Genomic DNA, 16,182 nt, shown 5'->3' with positions numbered 1-16,182 from the left:
GCGCGGCGCCCTCAGCGCGGCGCGGCCGGCGGGGGAGCGGTGGAGTCCCGGATCGACACATGGGTGCCCAGCAGCACCCGGTCGCCGCCACCGCCCACCCCCTCCCGGCGGTCCAGGACCAGCCGCGCCGCGGTGCGTCCCAGCTCGTCGAACGGCACATGGACCGTCGTCAGCCGCGGCGTCAGCTCGCGCGCCACGGGGATGTCGTCGTATCCGACCAGGGAGACGTCCTCGGGCACCCGCAGCCCGGCCTCCCGCAGCCCTTCCAGGGCGCCGAGCGCCACCATGTCGGTGGCCGCGAACACGGCGGTGAACGAGGTGCTGGCGCGCACCGCCTCCCGGACGCGCCGCAGCCCGGACTCCCGGGAGAAGTCCGCGTAGGTCAGCAGCTCGGGGTCCGGCTCCAGGCCATAGGCGGCGAGCGCCCGCTCGTGGCCCGCCAGCCGCCCGGTCGCGGTGGACTGGCCGCGCTCGCCGCCGAGGAAGAGGATGCGGCGGTGGCCAGCGCCCAGCAGGTGCGCGGTGGCGACGTACGCGCCGCCCTCGTTGTCGTACTCGACGACCGTGACCGGCAGCCCCTCGCCGATCGGCGGCCGGCCGCACAGCACGAGACGGGAGCCCACGCTGTCCAGCGACCGGGCGAACCGGCCCATCCGCTCGCGGTATTCGGCCGTGTACTGGAGGCCGCCGACGAGGATCACGGCGGCGGCGTGCTGCTCGCGCATCAGGTTGACCACGGCCAGCTCGCGCTGCTGGTCGCCCTGGGTGGTGCACACCAGGCACAGCCGGCCGCGCCGCGCGGCCTCCTGCTCCACGCCCGCGCCGATCTGCGCGAACGCGGGCCAGGTGATGTCGTCCAGCACCAGGGCGATCGTCTCCACCCCGGATCCGGCCAGCGCCTTGGCGTGGGCGTTCGCCACGTAGTCGAGCTGCCGGACGGCGCGCAGCACCTTCGTCCGAGTGCTGTGCGTGACGGGGTAGTTGCCCGCCAGGACCCGGGAGACGGTCGCCACCGAGACCCCCGCCTGCCGGGCGACGTCCCGGATGGTGCTGCGCCGCCCCGGCGCGCCTCCCGGGGAGGCGGCAGAAACCGTCTTCTTCGATCCAGTGGTTGCCACGACCCAACGTTACCTTGACTCACTCGTCTCTCCGCGCCCCCGAGTTGGCGCGGATTCAGTAACCGGTTACAAGCAGCGTCACACTTAGCGGAGGATTTCGTGGAGCACCGATGCCCGAGGGCCGCCCTGGCCATGGTGGCCGATCTGCCGGGCCGCCTGTTCAGCCCGCCGCAGTGGACCCGGCTGCGGAAGCTGGCCGACCTGCACGAGGGCACGGTGCTCACCGAGTTCACCTCTCCCGGGGCCCGTGCCGTGCTCGCCGAAACCGAGGTGCTGATCACCGGCTGGGGCAGCCCGCGCCTGGACGAGGCGGCCCTGGCCGCCGCCCCCCGGCTGCGCGCCGTCCTGCACGCGGCCGGATCGGTCAAGGGCCATGTCTGCGAGGAGACATGGCGGCGGGGCATCCGGGTCTCGACCGCCGCGGGGGCGAACGCCGAACCGGTCGCCGAGTACACCCTGGCCATGATCCTGCTCGCGCTGAAGCGCGTCCGGGCGGCCACCGCGCGATATGTCGTCCGCCGCGAATTCGTCGACGTGCTGCGGGAGTTCCCCGGAATCGGCAATCACCAGCGGCGGGTCGGCCTGGTCGGGGCGTCGCGCATCGGCCGCCGGGTGGCCGAGCTGCTGCGCCCGTTCTCGCTGGACGTCGCGCTGGCCGACCCCTATCTGAGCCGGGCGGAGGCCGACCGGCTGGGCGCGCGCCTGCTGCCGCTGGACGAGCTGCTTGCCGAGTCCGACCTGGTCAGCCTGCACGCCCCGGCGCTGCCCGAGACCCACCGGATGATCGACCGGCGGCGGCTGGCGCTGCTGCGCGACGGCGCGGTGCTCCTCAACAGCGCCCGGGGCTGGCTGGTGGACGAGCAGGCGCTGACCGACGAGCTCGTCTCCGGGCGCATCGACGCCGTGCTGGACGTCACCGAGCCCGAGCCGCTGCCCGCCGACTCGCCGCTCTACACGCTGGAGAACGTCTGGCTGACGCCGCATCTGGCCGGCGCCCAGGGAGTCGAGCTGTACCGGCTGGCCGATGTCGTGCTGGAGGAACTGACCCACTACGCCGCCGGCCGCCCGCTGGCCCACGAGGTGGCGGCCGGCGAGCTGGCCCGGATGGCCTGAGCCCGCGCGCGGACCGGGCCCGCCCCGGACGGGGCGGCGCGAGATGCCCCGCCACACTGGACACCGGCCCGTGCGCGGGGCATGCTGACCTAGAAACCGTTTTCTTTCCCGGGATGGCGGGCGACGGTTCGGCTCCGGTCAACGGCTCCGGGGCCGGGAGGGAGCGCGAGGCCATGGCTCTGCCGAGACTGCGGGTCGCCCCGGGCGGACGGCATTTGGAGACGGTCACCGGCGAGCCGTTCTTCTGGCTGGCGGACACCGCCTGGACGCTGCCGAACCACCTGACCGAGGCCGAGGCGCGGGAGTACTTCGGCGACCGGCGGGCGAAGGGGTTCAACGTCGTCCAGCTCGTCGCCCTCGACCCCGAGACCAACGCGGACATGCGGAACGCCGCCGGGCTCACCCCGCTGGCCGGCGACGGCTCGCTGCGCTGGACCGACGCCTACTTCCGCCATCTGGACCGGATCCTGGACCTGGCCGAGGAGCACGGCTGCTATGTGGCGCTGGTGCCGGCCTGGGGGCAGTTGGTCACCGGCGACAACTGGGCCTGGGAACGGTTTCCGGTGGCGCTGGACGAGCGGGCCGCCCGCGCCTACGGCCACTGGCTGGGCGCCCGGTACGCCGACCGCACGCATCTGGTCTGGGTGCTGGGCGGCGACCGGCACCCCGTGCACCTCGGGCACGACCACCGGCCGGTGTGGCGGGCCCTGGCCGAGGGCATCGGCTCGGGGGTCACGGGCACCGCGCTGCGCTGGAACCGGCGCGACCCGGCCTGGGACCGGGTGCTGATGACGTACCACCCCTGTCACTCGGAGGACCCGCCGGTGTGCAGCTCCTCGGAGTGGCTGCACGACGACGCCTGGCTGAGCTTCAACATGCTCCAGTCCGGGCACCGCGACATGGTCCGCAGCTATGAGGCGATCCACCGCGACTACACCCGCACCCCCGCCAAACCGGTGCTGGACGGTGAGCCCAACTACGAGGACTGGCAGTACCCGACGGTCACCGGCACCGCGACGCACGAGGCGTGGAACGTGCGCAAGCGCGCCTACTGGTCCGTTCTCGCGGGCGCCTTCGGCCACACCTACGGGCACGCGTGCGTCTGGCCGATGATCGACGAGAAGCGGACGACCGCCGCCCTGCCGTACACCTGGCGGGAGGCGCTGGACCGGCCGGGCGCGCGGCAGATGCGGCATCTGCGCGCGCTGGTGGAGTCCCGGCCGTTCCATCTGTCCGTGCCCGACCAGAGCCTGGTGGTCGCCCTGCACAACTATCTGGACCTGCGGGTCCAGGCGCGCCGCGGGCTGGGCGGGACGTTCGCCTTCCTCTATCTGACCAGCGGCGGGTCCGTGACCGTCGACCTCGCCGCGCTGCGCCGCGGGCCGGTCCGGGCCGGCTGGTTCGATCCGCGGAACGGGTCCTGGCACGCGGGCGAGCACGTCGGCGCGGGCGGATCGCGGCACACCTTCCACGCCCCGGGCCGGGGACCGGGGAACGACTGGGTGCTGGTGCTGGACGCCGCCAGGGGCGAGTGACGCCCGTCAGCGATCCAGGACCAGGGCGAGTCCCTGGCCGACCCCGACGCACAGCGCTGCGACGCCCGTGCCCGAGCCATGGGCGGCCAGTTGGTGCGCGACGGCTCCGGCCAGGCGCGCGCCGGAGGCGCCCAGGGGGTGGCCGATGGCGACCGCGCCGCCGCGCGGGTTGACGAGGTCCGGGTCGAGGTCGGGGAGTTCGGCCAGACAGCCCAGCACCTGGGCGGCGAACGCCTCGTTGAGCTCCACCGTGCGCAGCTCGTCGAAACGCCGGCCGGCCCGCTCCAGCGCCCGGGTGATCGCCTCCACCGGGCCGAGGCCGTAGTACGGCGGCTCGATGCCGGTGACGGCCGACGCGCGGACGCGGGCCAGCGGCTCGCGGCCGGTGGCGGCCAGGCCCGCCGCGTCGGTGATCAGCAGCGCGGCGGCGCCGTCGTTGAGCGGGGAGGAGTTGGCCGCGGTGACGGTGCCGCCGGGGCGGAACGCCGGCCTCAGCCGGGCCAGCGCCTCCGGGGTGCCGCCGTCCCGGATGGTTTCGTCGCGCGGCAGGTCCACGCCCGGCGGGACCACGGTCTCCGCGTCGTAGAGCCCGTCCCGCCAGGCCCGGGCCGCCTTGGCGTGGCTGGCCAGGGCGAACGTGTCCTGCCGCTCGCGGGTGATGCCGTGCTTGTCGGCGATCAGCTCGGCGCCCTCGCCCAGGGGCACGGTCCACTCCGGCGGCATCCGCTCGTTGACCATGCGCCAGCCGAGGGTGGTCGAGTACAGCTCCTGGGACCCGGCGGGGAAGGCCCGGTCCGGTTTGGGCAGCACCCAGGGGGCGCGGCTCATGGACTCCACGCCGCCCGCGATCACCACCGACGCGTCGCCGAGGGCGACCGCGCGGGCGGCCTGGACGACGGCCTCCAGGCCGGAGGCGCACAGCCGGTTGACGGTCGAGCCGGGCACGGTGGGCGGCAGGCCGGCCAGCAGCGCGGCCATCCGGCCGACGTCGCGGTTCTCCTCGCCGGCGCCGTTGGCGTTGCCCAGCACGACGTCGTCGATCCGGGCCGGGTCGAGCCCGGGGGCGCGTTCCACCAGGGCGCGCACCACGTGCGCGGCCAGGTCGTCCGGCCGCACCGCGGCCAGCGCGCCGCCGTACTTGCCGACGGGGGTGCGCACGGCGTCGGCGATGTAGACCTCGCGGACGGTCATCGGGGTCCTCCCCACGCGCCTTCGGTCCCGCAGCTCCCGCGGGGGAGTCTCCGAGCCCCGGACAGGCGTGTCAAGAGTGCTTGCCGGGCGCGCGGGGGTGGCCCCGGCTACGTTGTGGAACGGCAGGCACGACGCATGGCAGGGAGGCACCGTGACCGACGACGCGTCCGCTCCGCGGTCCGAGGCGGTATCCAAGATCGACACCTCGGTGCCGCACTCCGCGCGGATCTGGAACTACTGGCTGGGCGGCACGGACAACTACGAGGTGGACCGCGCCGCCGGCGACGCCTACCGCGAGGCGTTCCCCGGCATCGTGGACGTGGCCTGCGGCTCGCGGCGGTTCCTGGCGCGCAGCGTGCGCCATCTGGCGCTGGACGCCGGGCTGCGGCAGTTCCTCGACGTCGGCACCGGGCTGCCCACGGCCGACAACACCCACCAGATCGCCCAGCGCGTGGCGCCCGACTCGCGCGTCGTCTACGTCGACAACGACCCGCTGGTCCTCATGCACTCCCGCGCCCTGCTCACCTCGACGCCGGAGGGCGCCACCGAGTTCCTGGAGGGCGATCTGCGCCGGCCCGAGGAGATCCTGTCCGCCGCCTCCGGCACGCTGGACCTGACCCGGCCGGTCGGCCTGATCCTGAGCGGCATCCTGGGCCACATCCCCACCTACGAGGAGGCCCGTGCCATCGTCCGGCGGCTCATGGACGGGCTGCCGTCCGGGAGTTACCTCTCGCTGAACGAGGGCACCGACACCGAAGAGGCGTACGTCCGCGCGCAGCAGGCGTACAACGAGTCCGGCGCGATCCCCTACCGGCTGCGCAGCATGGCGGAGATCGCCGGCTACTTCGACGGTCTGGAACTCGAGGAGCCCGGCGTGGTGCAGGTCCCGTGCTGGCGGCCCGACGAGGCGACCATCGGCGGCCCCGCCGACGTCGGCCAGGCCGGCGGCGTCGCCCGGAAACCCTGAGGTCACCTGCCCTTGTTCTTCCCGCCGGACCGCGAACCCTTGGCGCGGCTGGGCTGGACCCGCTTCGGCTCCCCTTCCGCCTTGGGGTGCTCCGGCGGATACGGCAGATCGCCCAGCCCGTGTTCCCGTTCGTCCCGCTCCGCCAGGTCCAGCGCGGCCTCCAGCCGGCACGGGTGGTCGGGCATCTCCGCGTGCACGTCCCCCACCTCGGCGAACCGGCCCGGCATCGTTCCCAGGTCGAAGTCCTCCGGAACGGCCTCGGTCAGCTCCTCCCAGCGCAGCGGCGCCGACACCGGCGCCCGGGGGCGGGGCCGCACCGAGTAGGCGCTGGCGATCGTGCGGTCCCGCGCCGTCTGGTTGTAGTCGACGAAGACCTTCTCCCCGCGCTCCTCCTTCCACCACGCCGTGGTGACGCGCTCCGGCGCTCGCCGCTCCAGCTCCCGGCCGATCGCGATGGCGGCCCGCCGCACCTGCGGGAACGTCCACTCCGGCTCGATCGGCACGAACACGTGCATGCCGCGCCCGCCCGAGGTCTTCGGCCAGCCGCGCAGCCCCAACTCCTCCAGCACTTCGCGCAGTTCGACCGCCGCCCGGACCGCGTCCGGGTAACCCGTGCCGGGCTGCGGGTCCAGATCGATGCGCAGCTCGTCCGGGTGCTCGGTGTCGTGACGGCGCACCGGCCAGGGATGGAACGTCAGACAGCCGAGGTTCGCCGCCCACACCACCGCCGCCGGCTCGTTCGGGCAGATCTCGTCCGCGTACCGGCCGCTGGGAAACGCGATACGGCCGGTGGGGATCCACTCCGGCAGGTTCTTCGGCGCACGCTTCTGGTAGAACGACTCGCCCGTCACGCCGTCCGGATGGCGCTCCAGCGTGGTGGGCCGGTCCCGCAGCGCGCGCACCACGCCGTCCCCGACCGCCAGGTAGTACCGCGCGACGTCCAGCTTGGTGAAGCCGCGCTCCGGGAAGTACACCTTGTCGGGGTTCGACAGCCGCACCGTCCGCTCGCCGACCGTGAGTTCCAGGGCTTCTGCCATAGGGCCACGGTAGGCCGGGGCACCCGAACGCGCCCGTCGGCGGGCGGCGGCCCCCGGCCGGCACCACAATCCGGACCATGGACCTCCCGGTGATGCCGCCCGTCAAGCCCATGCTCGCCAAGCCCCAGGCGCGGATCCCCACCGGCATGCACTACGAGGCCAAGTGGGACGGCTTCCGGGCCATCGTGTTCCGCGACGGCGACGAGATCGAGATCGGCAGCCGCACCACCAAGCCCCTCACCCGCTACTTCCCGGAGCTCGTCGAGGGCCTGCGCGCCAACCTCCCCGAACGCTGCGTCGTGGACGGCGAGATCGTCATCGTGCGCGGCCCCCGCCTCGACTTCGACGCCCTGCTCGAACGCATCCACCCCGCCGACTCCCGGGTGCGGATGCTCGCCGAACGCACCCCCGCCGGCTTCGTCGCGTTCGACCTGCTCGCCCTCGGCGACGACGCCCTGCTCGACACCCCGCTGAGCGAGCGCCGCGCCGCGCTCGCCGACGCCCTCGCGGGCGCCCGCCCGCCGGTCTTCGTCACCCCCGCCACCACCGACGTCGAGGTGGCCCGGCAGTGGTACCGGCAGTACGAGGGCGCCGGGCTGGACGGCGTGATCGCCAAGCCGCTGGACCTGCCCTACCGGCCCGACGAGCGGCTGATGGTCAAGGTCAAGCACGAGCGCACCGCCGACTGCGTGGTCGCCGGCCTGCGCCACCACAAGTCGGGGCCGGTCGTCGGCTCGCTGCTCCTCGGCCTCTACGACGACTCCGGGCGCCTCCAGCACGTCGGCGTCTCGGCGGCGTTCGCCATGCGCCGCCGCCAGGAGCTGATGACCGAGCTCGAACCGCTGATCATGGACGCCGTCGACGACCACCCCTGGGCCGACTGGGCCCGCGAGGAGGCCCACGCCGAGAGCCGGATGCCCGGCGCGCCCAGCCGCTGGACCGGCCGCAAGGACCTGACCTGGGTGCCGCTGCGCCCCGAGCGGGTCTGCGAGGTTGCGTACGACCACATGCAGGGCGACCGTTTCCGGCACACCGCGCGCTTCCGCCGCTGGCGCCCCGACCGCGAGCCGCGCGACTGCACCTACGAGCAGCTGGAGGAGCCCGTCGGCTTCGACCTGGCCGACGTGCTCACCGCCCCGGAGCCGCGTCGCTGATCGCGCGCCGCAGCCGGCCGGCCACCTCGGCGGCCTCGGCCTCGTCCGCGTACTTCGCGCGGGGCCAGAAGAAGCCGCGCAGCCCGTCCTTGCGGCGGCGGGGCACCACATGCACATGGAAGTGCGGCACGGACTGACTGATCCGGTTGTTGGCGGCCACGAACGAGCCGTCGGCCGCCATGCCGCGCTCCACCGCCGCCGTGATCAGCCGCACCCGGCCGAAGAACGGGCCCACGTCCGCCTCGGGCAGCTCCGTCAGGGTCGGCACATGGTCCCGGGGCACCACCAGCACATGCCCGGGGAACAGCGGCCGGGCGTCCAGGAACGCCACCGCCACCGCGTCCTCGAAGACCCGGTGGGCGGCGACCTCGCCCGTGATGATCGAACAGAACGCGCACGCCACGCCCGTAAGTCAACTACCCGCCGCGCCCGGGAAGCGGGAACGCCGCCCGATGGTTGAAGAGGACATGAACGAAGTGGCGGTCGTCGTCATCGGCGCCGGGCAGGCGGGCCTGTCCAGCGCCTACCACCTGCGCCGCCGCGGCCTGCGCCCCGGCCGGGACTTCGTGGTGCTCGACCACGCGCCGCGGCCGGGCGGCGCCTGGCAGTTCCGCTGGCCCACCCTCACCTATGGCCGGGTGCACGGCATGCACGCCCTGCCCGGCATGGAGCTGACCGGCGCCGACCCCGAGCGCCCGTCCGCCGAGGTCATTGGGGAGTACTTCGCCGCCTACGAGGAGACCTTCCGGCTCTCCGTGCTGCGGCCCGTGGACGTCACCGCGGTGCGCGACGCGGGCGACGGCCGGCTGATCGTCACCACGTCGGCGGGGGAGTGGACCACCCGGGCGCTGATCAACGCGACCGGCACCTGGGACCGCCCTTTCTGGCCGCATGTGCCGGGCCAGGGCACGTTCGCCGGCCGCCAGCTCCACACCGCCGACTACCGCGGACCCGAGGCGTTCGCCGGCGAATCCGTCATCGTCGTCGGCGGCGGCACCTCGGCCGTCTCGCATCTGCTGGAGGTGGCCGAGGTGGCCGCCGCCACCACCTGGGTGACTCGCCGGCCGCCCGTCTTCCTGGACACCTTCGGCGAGGAGCAGGGCCGCGCCGCCGTCGCCCTGGTCGAGGACCGGGTCCGGCGCGGACTGCCGCCGCGCAGCGTCGTCTCGGTCACCGGCCTGCCGATGACGGAGGCCGTGCGCCGGGGCCGGGAGAACGGGGTGCTCGACCGGCTGCCGATGTTCGACCGGCTCACCCCCGAGGGCGCGGCCTGGCCCGACGGCCGCACCGTGCGCGCCGACACCGTGCTGTGGGCGACCGGCTTCCGCGCCGCCATCGACCACCTCGCCCCGCTGCGGCTGCGCGAGCCGGGCGGCGGCATCCGGCTGGCGGGCACCCGCGCGGTGCGCGACGCCCGCGTTCACCTCGTCGGATACGGCCCCTCCGCCAGCACCATCGGCGCCAACCGCGCGGGCCGCGCCGCCGTTCACGACATCCTCGGGCTGCTGGAACGCGCGGCGCCGGCCGCCGAGCCCGAACTCACCGTCGCCCAGGGCGCTTTGTCGACGAGGCGATAGTCGCCGTCTATGATGCGGTTCTGTTATGGACCTCCGTGAGCCGCGTTCCCAGGCCGGCGTCCCGCCCGGCCCGGCCCGCGGGGCTCACCGGGAGGAGCCGTCGGCGAGCCCGTCGTCACGCGCCGCCGTCGAGCCGTTACGCACCGGCTGATCCGGGCCCCCACACCACCGCGTCGTCCCGTCACTCCGCACGCCCCAACGCGCCACAGCACGCCAGCAACAGGAGAAACACCCCGTGACCGACGAAGCGCCCATGATCGACATCTCGGTGCCGCACTCGGCTCGGATATGGAACTACTGGCTCGGCGGGCGGGACAACTACGAGGTGGACCGCGCGGCCGGCGACCGCTACACCAGCGTCTTCCCCGGCGTCGTCGACGTCGCGCGCGCCTCCCGCGGCTTTCTCATCAGGTCCGTGCGGTATCTCGCCGGCGAGGCGGGGATCACCCAGTTCATGGACATCGGCACCGGACTGCCCGCCGTGGAGAACATCCACGAGGTCGTCCAGCGCGTCGCCCCCGAGGCCCGCATCGTCTATGTCGACAACGACCCCCTCGTCATCGCCCACGCCCGCGCCCTGCTCACCAGCGGCCCGGCCGGCGTCACCGACTACGTCGACGCGGATCTCCTGGACCCGGACGGGATACTGGCCGCGGCAGCCGAAACGCTGGACCTAGGGCGGCCCGTGGGCCTCATCCTCAGCGGCGTCCTCGGGCACGTCCCCACCTACGACCGCGCGCGCTCCATCGTGCGGCGGCTCCTCGCCGGCCTGCCGCCCGGCAGCCACCTCTCGCTCAACGACGGGACCGGCGCGCTCAGCCCGGACATCGAGAAGGCCCAGCGCGCCTACAACGAGACCGGCGCGGAGCCCTATCACCTGCGCACACCCGGGGAGATCACCGGGTTCTTCGAGGGACTGGAGCTCGTCGAGCCCGGCGTCGTCTCCTGCCCCCGCTGGCGGCCCGCCGCGGACGAGCCGGACCCCGGCGAGGATCTCGACGTGTTCGGCGGCGTCGGCCGCAAGCGCTGAACGCCCACGGGGATCGTTCGCGCGTTCGATAAGCTCGTTGACCGAAAGGTGGGTGCCAGCCCCTCATGGTGTACACGTACGGCCGTACCGTCACACACTGTCCGTTCTGCGGAGCCGGCTATCCGGCGACCGTGGCCTGGCCCCGGGACTGCCCGGGCTGCGGGGAGACCCACTGGGCCAACCCGCTGCCCGTCGCCGTCGCCCTGCTGCCCGTGGCCGGTCCGGACGGCCCCGGCGTGGTGGTGGTGCGCCGCGACATCGAGCCCTGCCGCGGCGAACTGGCGTTGCCCGGCGGCTACATGGAGATCGGCGAGACCTGGCAGCAGGCCGCCGTCCGGGAGCTGCGCGAGGAGACGGGGCTGACCGCGCCGGCGGCGGAGGCCACGCTGTTCGACGTGCGGAGCGGGGACCGGACGCTGAACCTGTTCGCCCTGCTCCCGCCCCGCGAGGCCGCGACGCTGCCGGCGTCCACGGCCACCCCCGAGGCCACCGAGTGGCTGGTCCTCACCAAGCCGGCGCCGCTCGCCTTCCCCAGCCACACCGAGGTGCTGGAGGCGTACTTCGCCGGCCGCTGACCCCGGCCTCAGGCCACGGCGGCCCGCTCCTCGGCCGGGCGGCCCTGGCCGCCCACCGCGTGCCGCCGCGCCGTCCACCGGCCGAGGGTGATCTCCGCGGTGATGCCCGGCCCGAAGCCGGCGATCAGCCCGCGCGCGGAGTCATGGACCCCGCCGTCCGCGAAGAGCCGGTCCAGCGCGTCGAAGACGACACAGCTCGCGATGTTCCCCCGCTCGGTCAGGGTGGCCCTGCTGTAGCGGAACATCGCGGGCTCCACGTCCAGGAAGTGGCACAGATCGTCCAGGATCCGGGGCCCGCCCGCGTGCACGATGTGGAAGTCCAGATCGGAGACGTCCCAGTCGTGCTCGGTGGCCAGCGTGCGCAGCGCCGGGGCGAGCATCTTCATCGTGGTCGGGACCCGCTTGTCCAGCAGGAAGTGGAACCCGGTCCCCTTGACCGCGTAACTGATCCAGTCCTCGGTGTCCGGCACCAGATGCGAGCCGTTGCGCTCCAGCCGCACCCCCGTGCCGCCCCGGCCGCGCACCACGGCCGCCGCGACGGCGTCCCCGAAGAGGCCGTTGGACAGCAGCGAGCCGACGCCGATGTCCGTCGGCTGGTAGCACAGCGAGCAGAACTCGCAGGCCACGATCAGCGCGTTCGCCCCCGGGTAGGCCAGGCAGAAGTCGTGCGCGCGGTTGATGGCGGCGCCGCCCGCCGCGCAGCCGAGCTGCGCGATCGGCAACTGCCGCGTCTCGTTGCGGAACCCCATGTCGTTGATCAGCCAGGCCGTCAGCGACGGCATCATGAAGCCGGTGCACGAGACATAGACGATGAGGTCGATGTCGGTCACGCCCAGCCCGGCGTTGTCCAGCGCGCGGTAGATGACCTGCGGGACGCGCTCCTTCGCCTCGGCCTCGTACACGTTGTTCCGCGCCTCGAAGCCCGGGTGCCGCAGCGTCTCCTCGATCGGCCGCACGATGTGCCGCGTGCGCACCCCGGTGTTCTCGATCAGCCGCAGCGCCAGGGCGAGCTGCGGATGGTCGGCGTGCATGGTGCGGGCCAGCTCGAGCGTCTGCTCCATGGTGAGCACGTTCTCCGGTACCGAGATGGCCGGTCTGCACAGTGTTGCCATGGTCGTGATCCCCTCCCCTTGCCGCGCCCGGTCACCCGGGTGTCCGGCGCGGCACATCGATGGCTGTGTCGGTGGTCGGCCCGGTCACCAGGTGACCGGGAGCTCGTACGGGTAGCGCCAGATCGACTCGTCGTTCCAGCGGACCTCCTCGGCCGGCACCGCCAGGGCGAGCTTCGGGAACCGCCGCAGCAGCGTCCCGATGGCGAGCTGGAGCTCCATGAGTGCCAGCGGCGCGCCGATGCAGTGGTGGGCCCCCCAGCCGAACGTCATGTGCGGCGACGGCGGCCGGTCCAGATCCAGCTCGTCCGGCCGGTCGAAGCGGCGCGGGTCCCGGTTGGCGGCCAGATACGACACGTGCACCGTGTCGTTGGCCCGGATGGTCACCCCGCCGACCTCGACGTCCTCGGTGGCGATGCGCGGAATGCCGACGCCCTTGCGGAACGGGATGTAGCGCAGCAGCTCCTCCAGGGCCTGCGGCATCAGGTCCGGCTGCGCGCGCAGCTTGTCCGCCGCACCGGGGTGCGTCAGCAGCGTGTAGGTGATGTTGCTGAGCTGGTAGGTGCTGGTGTCGTGGCCGGTCATCAGCAGCACCATGGCCATGACGGTCAGCTCGTCCTCGCCCAGGACCTCGTCCCCGTCCCGGGCGGTGGCCAGCGAGCTGATCAGGTCGTCCCCGGGCTGCTCGCGGCGCCGCTGGGTGAGGTCGGCGAAGTACGCCCGCAGCTCGGCCTTGGACTGCACGGCGTTCTCCCGGGTGGTGGCGCCGATGTTCATCATGGCCATCGCCCGGCGCCGCAGCTCGGGCCGGTCGTCCTCCGGGATGTCCAGGACCTCGCAGATCGTCGTCAGCGGCAGCCGCATCGACACGTGCTTCACCAGGTCGGCGGGCGGGCCGTGTTCGGCCATCTCGTCGAGGAGCCGGTCCACGATCTCCTGGGTCGCCGGCTTCATCCGCTCCACCTTGGGCGCGGTGAACGCCTGGGCCACCAGGCGGCGCAGCCGGCTGCTCTGCGGCGGATCGAGCAGGTTGATCGATTCGTCCTGGACGATGGGCGCGGGGGTCATGCGCGGGAAGTCCCGGCCGGTCACGGCCGCCCGGCTGAACCGGCGGTCGGTGGTCACGAACCGGACATCCTCGTAGCGGGTGACGAGCCAGGCCTCGCCCTCGCCGTACGGCATCCGGATGCGGGCGACGCGATCTTCCGTCATCAGTTGCCGCAGCAACGGATCGAACTCCAGCCCCTCGGCGAAGTCGAAGGGACATGACCACACTTTGTCGGAGGTTCCCACTCCGGCGCTCCTATCGTCGGGACACCAAGGCGCGAGCGCGCCATGGCCATTCGCCTGGACGAACGGTGTGTCCCCCACCGCCGTGGCGGTCATGTGCCCGGGTCGGGAAATTAACCCGTTTGGGGATGGGAAGGCGGGACTTTCTCACACAGCGTCGTGCCTTGACCGGGACTTGGCCCGCCGGATATCCGTTGCCCAGGCGAGTTGTCAGGCGCCGGGGCGCGACGTGGTGCGCGGCGCTCGCCGGCGCGGTCGCCCTGCTCGGCGGCGACGCCGGGCGCGCCGCCCAAGTGCCGTCCAGCGGCTGGATGGTGTGACGGTCTACTCCACGGCCGTCGAGAGCCACCACGACGGCGAGCGGGTCCCCGTCACCGGCTGCCCGGTGCTGGACTGCGCACACGGCGACGCCGAACTGGGCAGCTATCCGAGGTGTTCTCACCAGGAAGCGCGGTCGTTCATGGCCGGGAGGAATGGCTTCCTCGGTCCTGGTGGCGCGGAGCGTCGCCGTATCGCTACGCTACCGGGACGGGACTGTGAGCGTTAAGGCACGAACCACACGCCGGGTGGGGACACGGTTGGCGCCAGGACCAGCCCAGTAAAGGACTTGGCCCGCCCATAGGCGGGTCGCGGCGACTCCCTCGCCCCCCGGGGCGTGCGGCAGCGGGGCCCAGTCAATGGCCCCGGTACCTCCCTTCGGGGTGGTACTGGACGCGGGGGACCACGCGGCAGCCAGTCGCGCTCCACTTGCAATCCCGGCCTTCCGGACCAGTCGACAGCTCGGTCCTTCTTCAGGTCGAGAAGTTGGCCTCGGACCCGCTCTACACCGCGCTGTACGGCGCCACCCTCGTCCTGGAATGAGCCGGCGCCGCCTGGATCAGTGCGCCGCGGGCTGCCCGGTGGGCTCGGCGTCCGCCAGATTCCCGGGGAGCCGCAGTCCTTCGCGCAGGGGAACGAGCTCGGACTGGAGGACCAGGGCCGCGGCGCCGATCGCGGGCGCGGTGGCGGCCGAGAGGGACAGCCGGACGGTGACCGAGTGGGTGGCCCGGGAGAAGAACGAGCGGTCCAGCTCGTCCTGGACCACCGGCAGATAGATCGAGCCGGCGATGGCCAGGCTCGGTCCGGTCAGCACGAGCTGCTCCAGGTCCATCACGTTGGCCAGGGTGCGCGCGGCCACCGCCAGATAGCGCGCGGACCGCTCCAGCAGGGCCCGCGCCCGGGGGTCGCCGCGCAGGGCGGCGCGGGTGACGGCGGCGAAGTCCGCGACGCGCCGGGGTCGTTCCTCGGTGTCGGTCAGGCCCGCCGAGCGGGCCAGCTCCGCGTCGGCGCGGGCGGCGCTGACCACCGCGCCGGGGCCGGCGAGCTGCTCGGTGCAGCCGCGGGCGCCGCACCAGCAGGCAGGACCCTCGATATCGAGACAGATATGGCCGATTTCCCCGGCGTTCCCGCCGGCGCCGCGGTAGGTGACGCCGTTGACCATGAGGCCCGCGCCGATGCCCGTGCCCATGTAGATCGCGGCGAACGTCGCCGTGCCGCCGACGTCGCCCGACCAGTGCTCGCCCAGGGCGGCGGCGGTGGCGTCGTTGTCCAGGATGACGGGCAGGCCGACGGCCGAGCCCAACTCCCGGTCGAGCGGGAAGTTCTTCCAGTGCCGGATCGCGGGCGGGTAGAGCGGCATCCCGCCGGTTTGGTTCAACGGGCCGGGAGCCACGAGTCCGAGGCCCAGTATCCTGCTGCGGTCGATGCCGGCGCCGTCGATCAGCGCGTCGACCTCCGTCGCGATCCTGGCCACGACGACCGGGGGATCGTCGGTGCCGACACCCGCGCGGGACATCCGGGCGATCACCGATCCGCCCAGATTGGTGAGGACGTACGTGATGCCCGCGTGGTCAAGATGCACGCCAACAGCGAACCGGGAGGACTGGTTGAGCTGGAGCAGCACCCGGCGCTTGCCGCCGGTGGACTCCGCCCGCCCCGTCTCCAGCACGAGGCCGTCATCGATGAGACGTCTGACCACGGTCGAGATCGTCGCGCCGGTGAACCCGGTGGCCTTGACGAGACCGACGCGGCTGATGGTTCCCGCCGCGCGGATCACGTCGAGGACTGCCGCCCTGCTGCTGGCATGGGGGGTGGCTCCCGCTGGTCCGCTCACTGAGTCCTCCGCATCGTTCACGGGAGTTGATGACTTCGCTTCGCAGTACGAGGGTAACGCTGCGCGATGCTTAGTTTATTTGCCTGACGAACGAGTTTGCCAGAGTCTTTTCCGGCTCAATGGCGATGAACCGGCGCATGACGGAAGGCGGTCTTGTGAACGCGGTGAGTGACCGCGAGGATTCGTGCACGTCGTTGTCTGTTCGTGTCATTAGAGGGTTGACTTTGTTAATTCGGCGGCTTAACAATCACATACCCCTGGGTGACTCCGCCCATGCCCCAAAGGTGGGGCAGGCCATGAGAGGAACTGAGCATGTCCTTGCACGCAAGGTGGC

At 72.9% G+C, this 16,182-nt stretch carries 15 protein-coding genes; 8 read left to right on the top strand and 7 right to left on the bottom strand.

Annotated elements, in window-relative coordinates:
- Nucleotides 1-11: 11 nt before the first annotated feature.
- Entirely contained in the window at nt 12-1,118 is a 1,107-nt protein-coding gene (locus tag RM590_RS16770) for a LacI family DNA-binding transcriptional regulator (protein WP_311705393.1), read from the bottom strand.
- A 132-nt stretch (nt 1,119-1,250) separates the two neighbouring features.
- Here RM590_RS16770 and RM590_RS16765 point away from each other — a divergent pair, with 132 nt between their 5' ends.
- Both RM590_RS16765 and RM590_RS16760 read left to right on the top strand, forming a co-directional pair.
- Complete coding sequence (locus RM590_RS16765) at nt 1,251-2,231, top strand: hydroxyacid dehydrogenase (RefSeq protein WP_311705570.1); 981 nt, start codon at nt 1,251-1,253, stop codon at nt 2,229-2,231.
- A gap of 173 nt (nt 2,232-2,404) precedes the next feature.
- Nucleotides 2,405-3,766: a glycoside hydrolase family 140 protein gene (locus tag RM590_RS16760; protein ID WP_311705392.1), complete on the top strand. Its 1,362-nt coding sequence runs from the start codon at nt 2,405-2,407 to the stop codon at nt 3,764-3,766.
- Nucleotides 3,767-3,772: 6 nt separating this feature from the next.
- Here the strand turns inward: RM590_RS16760 and RM590_RS16755 are convergent, their stop codons facing one another.
- Nucleotides 3,773-4,957, bottom strand: a complete 1,185-nt coding sequence (locus RM590_RS16755) for a thiolase family protein (protein ID WP_311705391.1) — start codon at nt 4,955-4,957, stop codon at nt 3,773-3,775.
- A gap of 151 nt (nt 4,958-5,108) precedes the next feature.
- On the opposite strand from RM590_RS16755, the gene RM590_RS16750 reads away from it, so the two are divergent.
- Nucleotides 5,109-5,924, top strand: coding sequence for an SAM-dependent methyltransferase (locus tag RM590_RS16750; RefSeq protein WP_311705390.1), 816 nt, complete (start codon nt 5,109-5,111; stop codon nt 5,922-5,924).
- Nucleotides 5,925-5,926: 2 nt separating this feature from the next.
- Here the strand turns inward: RM590_RS16750 and ligD are convergent, their stop codons facing one another.
- Nucleotides 5,927-6,961, bottom strand: a complete 1,035-nt coding sequence (ligD, locus tag RM590_RS16745) for a non-homologous end-joining DNA ligase (RefSeq protein WP_311705389.1) — start codon at nt 6,959-6,961, stop codon at nt 5,927-5,929.
- Between the two features lie 77 nt (nt 6,962-7,038).
- Between ligD and RM590_RS16740 the strand changes: the two genes are divergently transcribed.
- Nucleotides 7,039-8,115, top strand: a complete 1,077-nt coding sequence (locus tag RM590_RS16740; RefSeq protein WP_311705388.1) for an ATP-dependent DNA ligase — start codon at nt 7,039-7,041, stop codon at nt 8,113-8,115.
- Here the strand turns inward: RM590_RS16740 and RM590_RS16735 are convergent.
- Nucleotides 8,090-8,518, bottom strand: a complete 429-nt coding sequence (locus tag RM590_RS16735; protein ID WP_311705387.1) for an HIT family protein — start codon at nt 8,516-8,518, stop codon at nt 8,090-8,092. The genes RM590_RS16740 and RM590_RS16735 overlap by 26 nt on opposite strands.
- Nucleotides 8,519-8,582: 64 nt before the next feature.
- Between RM590_RS16735 and RM590_RS16730 the strand changes: the two genes are divergently transcribed.
- From RM590_RS16730 to RM590_RS16720, 3 genes are all read left to right on the top strand, one after another.
- Nucleotides 8,583-9,692, top strand: a complete 1,110-nt coding sequence (locus RM590_RS16730; RefSeq protein WP_311705386.1) for an NAD(P)-binding domain-containing protein — start codon at nt 8,583-8,585, stop codon at nt 9,690-9,692.
- Nucleotides 9,693-9,945: 253 nt separating this feature from the next.
- Nucleotides 9,946-10,722 carry an SAM-dependent methyltransferase gene (locus tag RM590_RS16725; RefSeq protein WP_311705569.1) on the top strand — a complete coding sequence of 259 codons (777 nt, stop codon included), beginning with the start codon at nt 9,946-9,948 and terminating at the stop codon, nt 10,720-10,722.
- 65 nt (nt 10,723-10,787) lie between these two features.
- Nucleotides 10,788-11,297 (top strand): NUDIX domain-containing protein, encoded by a 510-nt coding sequence (locus RM590_RS16720; protein WP_311705385.1) that lies wholly within the window; start codon nt 10,788-10,790, stop codon nt 11,295-11,297.
- 8 nt (nt 11,298-11,305) lie between these two features.
- Here RM590_RS16720 and RM590_RS16715 read toward each other — a convergent pair whose 3' ends face one another.
- Complete coding sequence (locus tag RM590_RS16715; RefSeq protein ID WP_311705384.1) at nt 11,306-12,409, bottom strand: type III polyketide synthase; 1,104 nt, start codon at nt 12,407-12,409, stop codon at nt 11,306-11,308.
- 84 nt (nt 12,410-12,493) lie between these two features.
- On the bottom strand, nt 12,494-13,699 hold the full coding sequence (locus RM590_RS16710; RefSeq protein ID WP_311705383.1) for a cytochrome P450: 1,206 nt from the start codon (nt 13,697-13,699) through the stop codon (nt 12,494-12,496).
- 191 nt (nt 13,700-13,890) lie between these two features.
- On the opposite strand from RM590_RS16710, the gene RM590_RS16705 reads away from it, so the two are divergent.
- Complete coding sequence (locus RM590_RS16705) at nt 13,891-14,016, top strand: hypothetical protein (RefSeq protein ID WP_311705382.1); 126 nt, start codon at nt 13,891-13,893, stop codon at nt 14,014-14,016.
- A gap of 557 nt (nt 14,017-14,573) precedes the next feature.
- On the opposite strand, the gene RM590_RS16700 is transcribed toward RM590_RS16705, so the two are convergent.
- Entirely contained in the window at nt 14,574-15,848 is a 1,275-nt protein-coding gene (locus tag RM590_RS16700; protein ID WP_311705381.1) for an ROK family transcriptional regulator, read from the bottom strand.
- Nucleotides 15,849-16,182 lie beyond the last annotated feature (334 nt).

Origin of the sequence: Streptomyces litchfieldiae (assembly GCF_031845365.1) — a bacterium.
GTDB classification, from domain to species: Bacteria; Actinomycetota; Actinomycetes; order Streptomycetales; family Streptomycetaceae; genus Streptomyces; species Streptomyces litchfieldiae.
Note: the sequence above shows the minus strand (reverse complement) of the source record. Positions and strands in the feature narration are given on the sequence as shown.